This is a genomic window from Sphingobacterium sp. GW821-FHT03E03 (assembly GCF_059420745.1).
In genome coordinates this window covers 1-14,132 of record NZ_JBWKUH010000013.1, presented here as the reverse complement: position 1 = coordinate 14,132, position 14,132 = coordinate 1, and the positions used below count along the sequence as shown (strand labels likewise).

The window sequence follows — 14,132 nt, the reverse complement described above, 5'->3', positions numbered from 1 at the left end:
ATTTAACGAATATAATCTACAATTGTTACGTTTAACAGGAACTTATTTTTTATTGGAAGCAATAGTAAGCAGAAATTAAAAATGTGTTTTTGAATTCTTTGCAATCCGTATGAGTACTGAAATCCTCAGGATAGTAGCTTTGACAACTATATGGGGTGTGGCTGCCAAATTTTAATATCAGATATTTTTTTTGGTCAACTTTCGATCGTTTTTAGTGGCGGTGGGAAAAAAAAGAATGCTATTATTTTCATTGAATAATAGCATTCTTTTTTTGAGGAAAAAGCAGTGTTACCCTGTCTTTTACAATTCTTTACTTATCGGCTTTTATTGTATCGTTTTCGCTTGTTCTTCTGGCGTAGGTTCATCATACTTATGGAAGATTAAGCGGACGCCGCTGTTTTTCGTGAAGAACTTCACGGTCCAGTTTACAAATGTGATCAACTTATTTCTAAAACCATAAATGGACATCAAGTGGACAAACATCCATGTCATCCATCCGAAGAAACCACTAAAGTGAATTTTGCCCATGTCAACGACAGCTTTGTTGCGCCCTACTGTAGCCATTGAACCCTTGTCAAAATAGCTGAATTTTTCGGTAGGTTGATTAGACATCGTCTGAAGGATGTGTTTAGCTACATATCCACCCTGTTGTTGTGCTACTGGAGCTACACCCGGTAAACCACGAGGTAGATCATCTGTAATAAATGCAGATACGTCACCAATGGCATAGACACCCTGCATGTCAATGACACGACATTGATCGTCTGTCTGTATACGGTTACCACGTTGGATAACTTCTTTTTTGAATCCATCCGGATATTGACCAGCAACGCCCGCACCCCAGATTACTGTTTTTGTTTCGATGCTTCTGCCATCTGCGAAGGTAATGGAGTTACCATCGTATCCGGTTACCTGTACATTCAATAGTACTTCAACACCTAAGTCCTTTAAATATTTCTCGGAATTTTTTGAGGCTTTCTCCGATAGATTAGCCAACACTTTTGGTAGGCCTTCCACCAGGTAAACAGACATCTCTGATTTCTTTAATTCAGGATAGTCTTTTTCCAGTACATTATTCTTGATTTCTGCAATAGCTCCAGAAAGCTCTACCCCAGTAGGACCACCACCAACAATCACAAAGTTCAAATTGGGCTTACGATCTTCAGGGTTAGGGATCATTACTGCTTCTTCAAGATTTTGAAGAACGTAACTGCGTATATTAAGTGCCTCCTGGATGTTTTTCATTGGCAAGGCATATTTTGTAATCTGCTGATTGCCGAAAAAATTTGTCGTTGCACCTGTGGCAACAACCAAATAATCATAGTCAAAATCTCCAATATCGGTTTTAACAATTTTAGCCTCGTTATCGATGCTTTTTACGTCGGCAAGTCTAAAATGGAAGTTCTCCTGATTTTTGAACATTTTACGGACAGGGAAGGAAATTGAGTCCGCCGAAAGCGTACCAGTAGCAACTTGGTACATTAATGGTTGAAAGGTATGAAAGTTGTTTCTATCTAATAACAGAACTTCAACTTCCTTATTTTTAAGCTTTTTAGCAACTTCAATTCCTCCAAATCCAGCACCAATAATGATTACTCTTGGGAATTTTCTATTTGAACTATTGCTTGGCATATTTTTAATAGTTTGTTGTAAAAATTCGTACAATCGAATTAAGCTGCAAATATCTTAAATTTTGAACCAAAAAACTAAAAAATATTTATTTATTATGGCAATACGTTGTGAAATTTATCGTTACAAGGTCAATTCTTTTAATAAAATATTTTGTAGTGTTTTGGTTTTAAGTATTTTATGTTTCAGAAAGACGCTAAAAAAAACTTGCATAGATAACAAAGTCATTGTGTATTTTATACACAATGACTTTGTTATTGCAACGAACCTTTCAGCTTGATTTTCATGCCATTGTTATTATTATGAAGATGAAGTTGGCAGGCGAGTCGACTTTGTCCATCTGCATCCGGTAAGGTATCTAACATATCCAATTCCTGGTCGCTAGCGTCTGGAAGATTATCCAGGCCTTCAAGGATTTCAACATGGCATGTCGCACATAGGGCCATACCTCCGCAGGTAGCCAATATATCGTATGCTGAGGCTTTTAAAATTTCCATCAACGAAAGATTGATATCCGTAGGTATCTCGATTGTGTTTTCCGAACCATCGCGATCGACGACAGTTACTTGTATCAAATTGTCTTCCATGGTTAAAAAGTATTGATACCGTTCACGGTTGTATATTTAAATGTTAACTTTTGATCCGGGTAAACAAATTTGAAAGCACTTTGACACATCAGAGCAGCTTCATGGTAACCGCAGAGGATCAACTTTAGTTTGCCTGGATAGGTATTAATATCGCCAATGGCATAGATACGTTCAAAATTGGTCGAATAATCGAAGGTATTGACTTCAATTGCATTTTTATCAATATTTAATCCCCAGTCAGCAATTGGACCCAGCTTGGGTGTCAATCCATAGGGGAATGAAATAATCCGCTTCGACCGCAATCGTTTCCTTGTCTTTATTTACAGTTTCAATTGCTGTAAGCATACCATTTCCGTGTATATTACTTAGATTATGGGACAAAAGTAAATTGATTTTACCCTGTTGGGCCAATTTAAAGACTTTTTCCGCTGAATCGGGGGCGCCTCGAAAAGAATCACTGCGATGAATGAGCGTAACCTGTTGTGCAATATCAGCTAAATGGTAAGTCCAATCGAGCGCTGAATCACCTCCACCAGCAATAACGATCCTTTTGTCCTTATATTTTGCGGGATCTTTTACCATATAATCCACCCCTTTACCTTCAAAGAGATGTAGATTTTGAATCTCAGGTTTTCGGGGTTCGAAACAGCCTAGTCCACCGGCAATGACGATAACTTGTGCGTGCACTTTTGTGTTGTCACTTGTGGCGATGATAAAAGAACCATCATCCTGTTTTTCGATCTTTTCTACACGTTCACCCAGTGTAAAAGTAGGTGCAAAAGGCTTTATCTGTTCGAGTTGATTATCAATAAGCTCCTGAGCTGTGATGCTCGGGTAGCCCGGTATATCATAAATGGGTTTGTGTGGATATATTTCGGATAACTGTCCGCCAACTTGAGGTAAAACATCAATCAAATGACATCTCATTTTTAGAAGTCCAGCTTCAAAAACTGCAAACAATCCTACTGGTCCAGCACCGATGATACAAATATCAGTATTTATCATAGCTATTATACATTTAAATTGTTGTAAATGGTGTTTAATATTCTTGTAAAATCCTCGAAATCTTTTTCCGTTAATTTCTCCCAGGCTTTCATGCGGATCTCTGCAACGATAGGGGATAAGGAAGCCACCTTAAGTTTTCCTTCTTCCGTCAAATGGAGATAGAGGCTCCGGCGGTCTGTCTCGTCAATAACACGCTCAGCCAAATCTTTCTTTAGTAAGATATCCACGATACGGGTCAACGTAGGTTGGTCTTTGCCGCATAGTTTAGCTAATTCTTTCTGCGATAGCTGGTCAGTTTCATATAGTGCCTTTAAGACAGCCCATTGATCCACTGTAATGTCAAATCCCTTTTCTGTAAAGGAAGATTGTGCAAATTGTTTTACCTTCTTGGCCGTTTGATCCAAGATGAAAGAATAACGGTCGAATTTTTCGTTTAGCATACAAATATTTAGTACAACAAATATATCTAAAATTATTTAGTACAACAAGTAATTTGAATGCAATAAAAAAGGGCGTTCAAATTTTTGAACGCCCTCTTATGATATTTTAAAGCTTATTATGGTCTTACAACTTCAGCTTTTTTTGCTGTATTACCTTCAGCTAAGTGCTTTCCTTTACGTAAGTCGTATACAGAAGGCGCTGCCAGGATAATGGAAGAATAAGTACCTACAATAACACCGATTAAGATCGCGAAAGAGAATCCACGGATAACCTCACCACCAAAGATGAACAAGACCGCAAGAACGAAAATGATCGTCAATGAAGTAATGATTGTTCTACTTAATGTAGAGTTGATTGCGTGATTTACAACCTCGCCAAGATCTTCGTTATGTGCATTAGGTTTTGATACGAACTCTCTCAAACGGTCAAATACAACCACGGTGTCATTTACCGAGTATGCGATTACCGTTAAGATGGCCGCCACAAAGTGTTGGTCGATATCCAAAGAGAATGGTACAATACCATCTAATATGGAGAATAAACCTAATAGAATAATTGCATCGTGGATGGTTGCAATAGCTGCACCAACAGAGTATTCCCATTTGCGGAAACGGATTAAGATATAAGCCGCTACGATGATAATGGAGAAGATTGCTGAACTAGTCGCTCTTGACTTGATGTCTGATGCGATACTTGGTCCTACTTTTTGTGAAGACAGGATCTCATGTTTGTTAGAAGCATCTACCTTAGCTAGTCCTTGGTTTAATTTATCCAATACTTCTTTATCGGCAGCATCAGAAGTTTCTTCAATATGATACGTTGTTGTCACACGAAGTTGATTGGATGCACCAAATACTTTTACTTCAGTTGTTTTTTGGAAAATATCATCCAAACTGGTACGAACAGCTTCTGGATCAACTGATTTATCGTAACGAACCGTATAGGTACGTCCACCTTGGAAATCTACACCTAAACTGAAGCCTTTTGTAAAAATTGAAGCTGCGGAAATTAATACTGCTACAACAGAGATTGCATAGAATACTTTACGTTTTTGAACGAATTTGAAGTTTGCATTGTGCAAGGTGTTTGCAGACCAAGGGAAAGATACTTTAATTTTGATATCTTTTTCCAGCATCCATTCAAAAATAACACGTGTTACAAGTATTGCTGTAAACAATGATGTGATAATACCAACCATCAATGTTGTTGCGAAACCTAAAATTGGACCACTACCAAATAAGAATAAGATGATACCGATTAAGAATGTCGTAATCTGTGAATCTAAGATAGATGGTAAAGCGTGTTTATAACCATCAGCAACTGCTTGGCGAATTGATTTTCCTAAGCCCAATTCCTCACGGATACGTTCATAGATCAGTACGTTAGCGTCGACAGCAGTACCCATTGTCAATACGATACCGGCAATACCAGGTAATGTCAGTACGGCATTGAGTGAGGCTAATACCCCCATGATAATGAATACGTTCAACAATACAGCAATGTTAGCCACGATACCTGCAGTGTTGTAGTAAGCAATCATGAAGATCATCACAACGATAATACCGATTACCGCTGAATTGACACCTGCATCAATCGCCGCTTGTCCCAACGTAGGACCGACAACTGCTTCTTCAACGATTTTAGCTGTAGTCGGAAGACGACCAGCTTTCAATACGTTTGCTAAATCTTTTGTATCCTCTACGGTAAACGAACCTGAGATCGATGAGCTTCCGTTTGGAATTTCACCATTAACAGAAGGAGCGGAATAAACTACATTATCTAAGACGATAGCGATAGCATCTCTATTTTGAGCCGCTTTTGCTGTGATTTTCTTCCATTCACGTGCACCTTCATTATTCATTTGCATACCAACAACAGGTTGGTTTTTCTCATCAAAGTTGGCATTTGCGTCAGTGATGACGTCACCAGTCAATACAGCACCATTATCTGCTCCTACTGCTTTGATAGCATATAGAGAAAGTTGCTCTGGTGTTTTTTGCTCTGGTTTTACGGCCCATAAAAGCTTTAAGTTACCCGGAAGGATTGATTTTACTTCTGTGCGTTGCAAATAAGCGTTTACTTTAGCGGTATCTTTCAATGACGCAAAACCGACCATAGCGCCAGGCATAAGTGACATTTGTTGGTTTTCGCCCATGTAAACTGCTGGGCGTAATACTTCAAATAATGGATTTTTCTGACCTAGATTAAGTGCCGCACTATCCTTTTTAGCTTTGCTGTCTTTTTGACCACCGGTTAAGTTGGACAATAAATCGTCTGACTTTTTCGTTGTGTCAGTAACGGCATTATTTGTCGCAGCAGTTGCAGCTTTTAAAGTAGTTGCTAATGTTCTGTCAATATTTTCTAATACAGGATAAACTTCTTGGTTGGTGTAAGTCTCATAGAACTCCAATTTCGCCGAACCTTGAAGTAGGTTACGGACACGGCTTTCGTCTTTTACACCAGGTAACTCAACTAAGATACGATTTGTACCTTGTTGAATCTGGATGTTTGGTGAAGCAACACCGAATTTGTCAATACGTGTACGTAGTACTTTGTAAGAATTTTGAATGGCATTGTCAGCTTCTTTTTGAAGGAATGATTCAACTTTTGAATCAGAATCACCCGGTTTAATTAAAGCAGCGTTGTCTTTTGTAGAAAAGAATGTCGAAAGTGGGGTAGAAGCTCCAATGGATTTGTATTCTTCCATGAATAAAGCTACGACCGTTTTTTGACTGGTTTTGCTTTTTGCTACCGCTTGTTCCAACGCTTTGTTGAATTTCTCATCTTTTGGATTGTTGGCCAGATTACGGATCAACTCATCCAATGAGATCTCCATGGTAACGTTCATACCACCTTTCAAATCCAATCCTAAAGCCAGTTCATTCGCTTTTGCTTCCCTATAGGTGTATTTCGCAAAACCTAAATTGTACACTACTTCACCTGCCATAGAGTCTAGATAGCTCTTTTCTTTTGCCAAATCTCCTTTGGCAAAATTCTCAGCATCTTTCTCCACCTTGCGGGTCACCCAAGTAAATGATAGGGAGTATAGACACGCTAATGACACCACTATCACTAAAAGTTTAATCAGCCCTTTACCTTGCATCGTCTGTTATTAATTGTATTAATTTTAATGTTAAATACTGTTTATGTAATTGATAATTAGTTCTTGTTTAATCACACTTTACCAAGAATGGCAAAGGTATAAAATTTTTGTAGAATGAAAAGCTTTATTTATGCCATTTAGGTCAAAGGCATAAAATTAGAAGAAATGCTGAAAAAAAGAAATATTTAATGGATTTATTTTATAAAAAAAGGCCCTGTTCAAGTTTGAACAGGGCCTTTTTTGTAGTTTTTTAATACTATCTCAATGTATATTTAATACCAAAAGAGAAAGTTGAAGCATCAAAATCACTATTGTGGTTTAATCTCCAGTCTGGTTTCCAGTCTGCGTGAAATCCGATAGGGGCAGCAGGGATTTTAAATTCCAAACCTAATTGTGGTCTCAAACCAACAAGAGTCATGTTGTCGTTTCCAGCATCAACAAAGGTTAATTGAGCACCAACACCTGCATACCATCCTAGTCCATTTACACCGCGGAATGGTCTAGCATATTGATAATCCGCACCTACAGCAACAACGTTGTCATCAAACATCACTTGCGCTTGACCATTATTTGTTCCGCCAAAAGATTGCTTGTATTGCACACCCCAAAGATCACCACCAGTTCCGTCGAAAACAACACCAATAGCGGCACGTTGTGGAGATTGAGCTTTCGCTTCTTGTGCACCAAATGCTAATGCTGCAACAGCAGCTAATGAGAGTAAGGTCTTTTTCATAATTATCTTTACTTTATATTTTCATTAATTAAAATTACTTTTCGTGTAACCAAAAGCAAATAGCTTGCCAAAAAAAAAGATGCAATCCGCTGGGATGATCTTTTGTATTAATTCATATCTATTCTAATTTGTCTAGCGATTGTAATTTGTTTATTTTATTTTTTTATATTGCTTATTTTTCTTAGATTTGCCTGGCAAATAGAAAACCCAATACATATTTGCCATGCAATTAGATCCACAAAAATTCGTAGCAGAAGGTCTCACTTACGATGACGTCTTATTAATTCCAGCTTATTCTGAAATTTTACCACGTGACGTCGATACGAGTACCTCGCTGACAAAAAAAATCAAATTAAATATTCCATTGGTTTCTGCGGCAATGGATACGGTAACTGGTGCTGATTTAGCAATTGCTATAGCACAAGCGGGCGGTATTGGTATGTTACATAAGAACATGACTATTGCAGAGCAAGCTGCTGAAGTACGCAAAGTAAAGCGTTCTGAAAGTGGTATGATCCAAGATCCAGTAACACTATTAGCTAATGCTACTGTTGGTGATGCCTTTAATATTATGAAGGAACATAAGATTGGGGGAATTCCAGTGGTTAATGAAAAAGGCCAATTAGTGGGGATCGTAACCAATCGTGACCTTCGTTTCCAAAAAGATATGACTCGTCCGATCAATGAGCTGATGACGAAAGATAATCTTGTCGTTGCTCCCGAAGGAACGGATTTGGTGAAAGCAGAGGAAATTCTTCAGAACGAAAAAATTGAGAAACTTCCAGTTGTCAACAACGAAGGTATCTTGAAGGGTTTGATTACCTTTAAGGATATCCAAAAATATAAGCATTATCCGAATGCAGCTAAAGATAGCCACGGCCGTTTATTAGTAGGTGCTGCAGTGGGTGTTACTCCAGATACATTAGATAGGGTTGAGGCTTTGGTAAAAGCTGGTGTGGATGTGGTAACCATAGATACTGCACATGGGCATTCTAAAGGTGTTATTGACAAGTTGAAATTGGTGAAATCCAAGTTTCCAGAACTACAGGTGATCGTAGGGAATATTGCAACAGGAGCAGCCGCAACAGCATTGGCTGAAGCTGGGGCAGATGCCGTAAAAGTAGGTATCGGACCTGGCTCGATCTGTACAACCCGTATTATTGCAGGTGTTGGTGTTCCTCAATTGTATGCGGTGTATGAAGTCGCTAAAGCACTTAAAGGAACAGGCGTACCTCTGATTGCTGATGGTGGTATCAAACAAACAGGTGATATCGCAAAAGCTATCGCTGCTGGAGCAAGCACAATTATGGCTGGATCTTTATTTGCCGGAGTGGAAGAAGCTCCAGGAGAGACTATCATGTACGAAGGACGTAAATTTAAATCATACCGTGGTATGGGTTCTATCGAAGCAATGGAAAAAGGTTCTAAAGATCGTTATTTCCAAGATGTGGAAGATGATATCAAAAAGCTAGTTCCTGAAGGTATTGTCGGACGTGTGCCTTATAAAGGTACATTGGCTGAAGTTGTATATCAGTATATCGGTGGATTACGTGCTTCAATGGGTTATTGTGGTGCTGCAACGATCGAAAAACTGCAAGATGCACAATTTGTTCGTATTACAGGTGCTGGATTGAGAGAGTCTCATCCACATAACATCTCTATTACCAAAGAGTCACCAAACTATAATAGCAGAGGTTAAACACAAGTGATACTATAAAAATCCGACGATTTTAAATTGTCGGATTTTTTTGTGCAAAAATATTGGTGTGATTGCCTTAGTGATCAATTGGAAATTTGTACTTTTATACCCTATTCTCAGGTTTTAAAATTTAAGGAGTTAATTTGGATTATTTAGCGGGTTTAAACCCTTCACAACGAGGAGCCGTAGAGCAAACAGAAGGCCCTGTCATGATTGTTGCAGGAGCTGGTTCAGGAAAAACACGGGTGATTACTTATCGTGTCGCGCATTTGATTCAAAAAGGCGTTGATCCATTCAATATCTTGGTGTTGACATTTACGAATAAAGCGGCAAAGGAGATGCGCGCACGTATTGTTTCAGTCGTAGGGAGCGAAGCGAAAAATATTTGGATGGGAACATTCCACTCGGTGTTCGCAAAGATACTTCGCGTAGAAGCTGAACTAATAGGATACCCTAGAAATTTTACCATCTACGATACGGACGATACCAAAAGTCTGCTGCGTGCCATCCTAAAGGAGATGAATCTGGATGACAAATTGTACAACGTCAATCATGTTTATGGCCGGATATCACAAGCCAAGAATAACTTGATATCGCCACAGGAATACAATAAAAATGAAGCTATATTAGCCGAAGATATTTCGAATGGACGTGGTCAATTGGGACAGATTTACATGACCTATGCACAACGCTGTTATCGCGCCGGTGCTATGGATTTTGATGATCTCTTGTTCAAGACAAATGTCCTATTGAATAAGCATCCAGAGGTATTGCACAAATACCAACATCAATTCCGTTACCTGATGGTCGATGAGTATCAGGATACTAACTTTTCTCAATATCTAATTGTAAAACGACTGGCCGCAGTCAATGAAAATATCTGTGTTGTTGGTGATGATGCGCAGTCAATATATGCCTTTCGGGGAGCGAATATCCAGAATATTCTGAATTTTCAGAAAGATTATCCGGACGTGAAGATTTTCAAATTGGAGCAGAATTATAGATCCACCAAAATGATTGTCAATGCGGCAAACTCGGTGATCGCCAATAATCAGAACCAGCTGGAAAAGAATGTTTTTTCGGATAATGAAGAAGGAGAAAAAATAAAAGTTTCACGTGCTTTTTCCGATAATGAAGAAGGGAAGATCGTTGCGGACCAGATCATTGAGGAAAAATCGTTAAAGGGGCTCTATTACAAAGATTTTGCGATTCTTTATCGTACCAATGCCCAATCACGTGCGATGGAGGAAGCACTGCGTAAGATCAATATACCTTATAAGATCTATGGTGGCACATCCTTTTACCAACGTAAGGAAATTAAAGATCTGATCGCTTATTTCCGTCTTACCTTCAATCCTAATGATGAGGAAGCATTGAAACGTGTCATCAATTACCCACGGCGGGGAATCGGAGATACAACCATAGAAAAGATTATGATTGCTGCAGATCAAAATCAATATCGTATTTGGGATGTTGTTGTCAATGCGGCTCATTTCCTGGATGGTCGTAGTGCGACCTCGGTAGGTGGTTTTGCGCAGATGGTACAGAGTTTTCAGGCTTTGGCTAAAAATAGCAACGCATTTGATACCGCCATGCATATTGCACAGCATTGTGGTATCTTGAAAGAACTTTACGAGGATAAGTCGGTAGAAGGGTTGGCACGTTATGAAAATATTCAGGAGCTACTCAATGGTATCAAAGAGTTTTCTGAAAGGGAAGATATTGAAGACCGTGGTCTCGACATCTATATGCAGGATATCGCGTTATTGACCAATGACGACAACGATAAAGACCCAAATGCGGATACAGTTTCTTTGATGACAATACACTCTTCTAAAGGACTAGAATTTCCCGTTGTTTTTATCGTAGGTCTAGAAGAAAACTTGTTCCCGTCTCAGTTATCATTGAATTCCAGGACAGAATTAGAGGAAGAACGAAGACTTTTTTACGTTGCTGTTACGAGAGCTGAAAAAAAATTACTACTTTCGTATGCTACTTCGCGATATCGTTGGGGAACGTTGAATAATTGCGAACCCAGTCGTTTTTTGGATGAATTGAATCCTGCTTGTCTTGCACTGGATTTTAAACCACGACAAACTTCCGCCTCAGCCGGCAGTTTTCAAGGCGAACGAATTGCATGGCAACAAAAGGACAGTGATGATACGTTTTCTAAACCTAAGCCTAAAGCAATGGTTAAAACAACGTCTATACTGCCAAAAGCCCACAAACCTACTGCGGGTTTTGCTCCTTCTGACACATCAAATCTTCAGGTCGGCATGGAAGTTGAACATGAACGCTTTGGATTTGGTAAAGTTGTCAATCTCGAAGGAAACAAAGGAGATATAAAAGCAACTATTTTCTTTAAAGAGTTGGGACAGAAACAATTGTTGCTTAAATTTGCAAAACTTAGAATAATTCAATAATAAAATACCAAAACGAGATCTTAACCGTTTAATTAGGTACTTATATTAGCTATATGAACTTTGACTACAACAGCACTAGGCCAAAATTGATCCTTGCAGAATATGGCCGCAATGTGCAAAATATGGTAGATTACATCTGTAGTTTACCCACAAAGGAAGAAAGAAATAAACATGCCCAGATCGTGATCGACATGATGGGAGTGTTGAATCCACATTTAAGAGACGTTTCAGATTTTAAGCATAAACTTTGGGATCACTTACAGATTATCTCTGATTTTAAGCTTGATATCGACTCGCCATATCCTATTGCCACAGCAAAAAGTGTTAAACACGAAGTTGAACACTTAGGCTATCCACAACATTCGATTAAATTCAAACACTATGGATTTACAGTGGAGAAAATGATCGATAAGGCGTTGAAGGTAACTGATGAACCTAAGCGCGAGCAGATGGTTATCGGCATCGCTAATTTTATGAAAATGGCATACGTCACTTGGAACAAGGATTCAGTATCTGATGAATTGATTATTCAGGATCTGAAAGAATTGTCAGGATATCAATTAACTTTACCTGAAGGTACGGTATTGACTAAACTTGATTTTAAAACCCCGCCTCCAGGAAATCGTATCAAAGGTCCTACAACGAGCAACTCTGGTGGAAACAATAATAGCAATAGCAACAATAATAGCTCTTCAGGTTATCAGTCGAAAGGCGGCGGTGGTAGTGGTAAGCCTCGTATGTCAAATAACAATAACAATATGAAGCGTAACAACTTTGGTAGCAATAGCAGTAACAATAATAACAACAACAACAATAGAAATAGAAAACCTCAAAATAATTACAATAATAAAAGAGGCTAGTTCTTTAAGTTTTTGATTTAAGAAGCAGGCAATTGCGAAGTGATTCATAGATTTCTTTACAATTGCCTTCTTTATTTATAGTATGGATTTGTCTGTCAGTCCTGGTTTAGTTGATCGATCAATAGGATCCTAGACGACTCAGGGTTGTTGATTAGACAGTTCCACAAAATTTTTTCAATACAATTTGTCGATTTTAAGAATCCCGGAATGTCATTTAGTGACATAAGCTAAATTATGAGTCGGGTTTTGTTGTAATAAGAAGATATCAGTTATATAAATGAATGCATTTGAAATAATCGGTGGAAAACCGTTAAAGGGAGAGATTATTCCTCAGGGAGCAAAAAATGAAGCTTTACAAATTCTGTCAGCGGTTTTACTGACTGAGGAACCCATGACCATCAGTAATATTCCCGATATTAAGGATGTCAATAAGTTAATTGATTTGTTGGCCGCATTGGGTGTTAAAATTGATCGAATAGATAAAGATACGTACGTTTTTGAAGCGAAAGATATTAATATAGATTATTTCCAATCACCTGAATTTAAAGAAAAAGGTGGCGGCTTACGTGGATCCATTATGATTGTAGGGCCGTTACTGGCTCGATTCGGAAAGGCTGCCATCCCTAAACCAGGAGGTGATAAAATTGGCCGTAGACGTTTGGATACTCACTTTCTAGGTTTCGAAAAACTAGGCGCTAAATTCGTTTACGATGCTGCCACACATTTCTTTAATGTGGATGCAACAGAGTTAAAAGGTAATTATATCTTATTGGATGAAGCTTCTGTGACTGGTACGGCAAATATCGTTATGGCTGCTGTATTGGCCAAAGGAGTAACAACGATCTACAACGCTGCATGTGAACCTTATTTGCAACAACTTTGTAAAATGTTGAATCGCATGGGTGCTAAGATATCAGGTATTGGATCCAATTTGTTGACCATTGAGGGGGTACAACGTCTTGGTGGAACATCACATCGCATGTTGCCTGATATGATCGAAATCGGCTCTTTTATAGGCTTAGCAGCAATGACCGGCTCAGAAATTACCATTAAAGATGTTTGTTTCCAAGAATTGGGTGTAATTCCATCGGTATTCTCCCGTTTGGGTATTCAGTTTGAATTGCGTGGGGATGATATTTTTATTCCAGCGCAGGATTCTTACGAAATTGATACTTTTATAGATGGTTCTATCTTGACAATCTCGGATGCACCATGGCCAGGGTTTACACCGGATCTATTGAGTATCATTCTCGTGGTAGCAACACAAGCGAAAGGCAATGTATTGATTCACCAAAAGATGTTTGAAAGCAGATTGTTCTTTGTCGATAAATTGATCGATATGGGGGCACAGATCATTTTGTGTGATCCACATCGTGCTACAGTAATTGGTATGAATAAATCGCATTCTTTGAAAGGTATCGAAATGACATCTCCAGATATTCGTGCGGGAGTATCCTTATTGATCGCAGCATTATCGGCGAAAGGAAAATCTGTGATCCATAATATCGAACAGATCGAACGTGGATATCAAGATATCGAGGAGCGTCTACGTAAACTAGGGGCAGATATCAAACGTGTAGATGTGGAGCCGAAAGGTCACTAGTCTTAATTTGGGAATAAGTAGCCCGTAAAAGATAATTTTTGATAATTAG

The 14,132-nt window shown here is 38.7% G+C and carries 11 protein-coding genes; 4 read left to right on the top strand and 7 right to left on the bottom strand.

The window, feature by feature from the left end; translation table 11 throughout:
* Nucleotides 1–324: 324 nt before the first annotated feature.
* The 7 genes from AC07UV_RS15100 to AC07UV_RS15070 form a co-directional block, all read right to left on the bottom strand.
* Nucleotides 325–1,632: an NAD(P)/FAD-dependent oxidoreductase gene (locus AC07UV_RS15100; protein ID WP_495184352.1), complete on the bottom strand. Its 1,308-nt coding sequence runs from the start codon at nt 1,630–1,632 to the stop codon at nt 325–327.
* A gap of 251 nt (nt 1,633–1,883) precedes the next feature.
* On the bottom strand, nt 1,884–2,216 hold the full coding sequence (locus tag AC07UV_RS15095) for a 2Fe-2S iron-sulfur cluster-binding protein (RefSeq protein WP_282249997.1): 333 nt from the start codon (nt 2,214–2,216) through the stop codon (nt 1,884–1,886).
* Nucleotides 2,217–2,218: 2 nt separating this feature from the next.
* Nucleotides 2,219–2,482 carry a hypothetical protein gene (locus AC07UV_RS15090; protein ID WP_495184351.1) on the bottom strand — a complete coding sequence of 88 codons (264 nt, stop codon included), beginning with the start codon at nt 2,480–2,482 and terminating at the stop codon, nt 2,219–2,221.
* On the bottom strand, nt 2,454–3,221 hold the full coding sequence (locus AC07UV_RS15085) for an NAD(P)/FAD-dependent oxidoreductase (protein WP_495184350.1): 768 nt from the start codon (nt 3,219–3,221) through the stop codon (nt 2,454–2,456). The genes AC07UV_RS15090 and AC07UV_RS15085 overlap by 29 nt, the downstream gene beginning before the upstream one ends.
* Before the next feature lie 5 nt (nt 3,222–3,226).
* Nucleotides 3,227–3,661: a MarR family winged helix-turn-helix transcriptional regulator gene (locus AC07UV_RS15080; protein ID WP_495184349.1), complete on the bottom strand. Its 435-nt coding sequence runs from the start codon at nt 3,659–3,661 to the stop codon at nt 3,227–3,229.
* A gap of 116 nt (nt 3,662–3,777) precedes the next feature.
* A complete protein-coding gene (secDF, locus tag AC07UV_RS15075; protein ID WP_495184348.1) occupies nt 3,778–6,765 on the bottom strand; it encodes a protein translocase subunit SecDF in 2,988 nt (995 codons plus the stop codon).
* 256 nt (nt 6,766–7,021) lie between these two features.
* Nucleotides 7,022–7,498, bottom strand: a complete 477-nt coding sequence (locus AC07UV_RS15070; protein WP_282249993.1) for a hypothetical protein — start codon at nt 7,496–7,498, stop codon at nt 7,022–7,024.
* A 223-nt stretch (nt 7,499–7,721) separates the two neighbouring features.
* Between AC07UV_RS15070 and guaB the strand changes: the two genes are divergently transcribed.
* The 4 genes from guaB (at nt 7,722) to murA (ending at nt 14,083) form a co-directional block, all read left to right on the top strand.
* Complete coding sequence (guaB, locus tag AC07UV_RS15065) at nt 7,722–9,197, top strand: IMP dehydrogenase (protein ID WP_120261947.1); 1,476 nt, start codon at nt 7,722–7,724, stop codon at nt 9,195–9,197.
* 143 nt (nt 9,198–9,340) lie between these two features.
* On the top strand, nt 9,341–11,620 hold the full coding sequence (locus AC07UV_RS15060) for an ATP-dependent helicase (protein ID WP_495184347.1): 2,280 nt from the start codon (nt 9,341–9,343) through the stop codon (nt 11,618–11,620).
* 53 nt (nt 11,621–11,673) lie between these two features.
* Nucleotides 11,674–12,480 (top strand): DUF4290 domain-containing protein, encoded by an 807-nt coding sequence (locus AC07UV_RS15055; RefSeq protein WP_495184346.1) that lies wholly within the window; start codon nt 11,674–11,676, stop codon nt 12,478–12,480.
* A 277-nt stretch (nt 12,481–12,757) separates the two neighbouring features.
* Nucleotides 12,758–14,083, top strand: coding sequence for a UDP-N-acetylglucosamine 1-carboxyvinyltransferase (gene murA / locus AC07UV_RS15050; RefSeq protein WP_282249989.1), 1,326 nt, complete (start codon nt 12,758–12,760; stop codon nt 14,081–14,083).
* Nucleotides 14,084–14,132 lie beyond the last annotated feature (49 nt).

Excerpts from the sequence above, each read along its gene's own strand:
- AC07UV_RS15100 (WP_495184352.1), bottom strand. The coding sequence starts at position 1,632 with ATGCCAAGCAATAGTTCAAATAGAAAATTCCCAAGAGTAATCATTATT.
- AC07UV_RS15095 (WP_282249997.1), bottom strand. The coding sequence starts at position 2,216 with ATGGAAGACAATTTGATACAAGTAACTGTCGTCGATCGCGATGGTTCG.
- AC07UV_RS15085 (WP_495184350.1), bottom strand. The coding sequence starts at position 3,221 with ATGATAAATACTGATATTTGTATCATCGGTGCTGGACCAGTAGGATTG.
- AC07UV_RS15080 (WP_495184349.1), bottom strand. The coding sequence starts at position 3,661 with ATGCTAAACGAAAAATTCGACCGTTATTCTTTCATCTTGGATCAAACG.
- secDF (WP_495184348.1), bottom strand. The coding sequence starts at position 6,765 with ATGCAAGGTAAAGGGCTGATTAAACTTTTAGTGATAGTGGTGTCATTA.
- AC07UV_RS15070 (WP_282249993.1), bottom strand. The coding sequence starts at position 7,498 with ATGAAAAAGACCTTACTCTCATTAGCTGCTGTTGCAGCATTAGCATTT.
- guaB (WP_120261947.1), top strand. The coding sequence starts at position 7,722 with ATGCAATTAGATCCACAAAAATTCGTAGCAGAAGGTCTCACTTACGAT.
- AC07UV_RS15055 (WP_495184346.1), top strand. The coding sequence starts at position 11,674 with ATGAACTTTGACTACAACAGCACTAGGCCAAAATTGATCCTTGCAGAA.
- murA (WP_282249989.1), top strand. The coding sequence starts at position 12,758 with ATGAATGCATTTGAAATAATCGGTGGAAAACCGTTAAAGGGAGAGATT.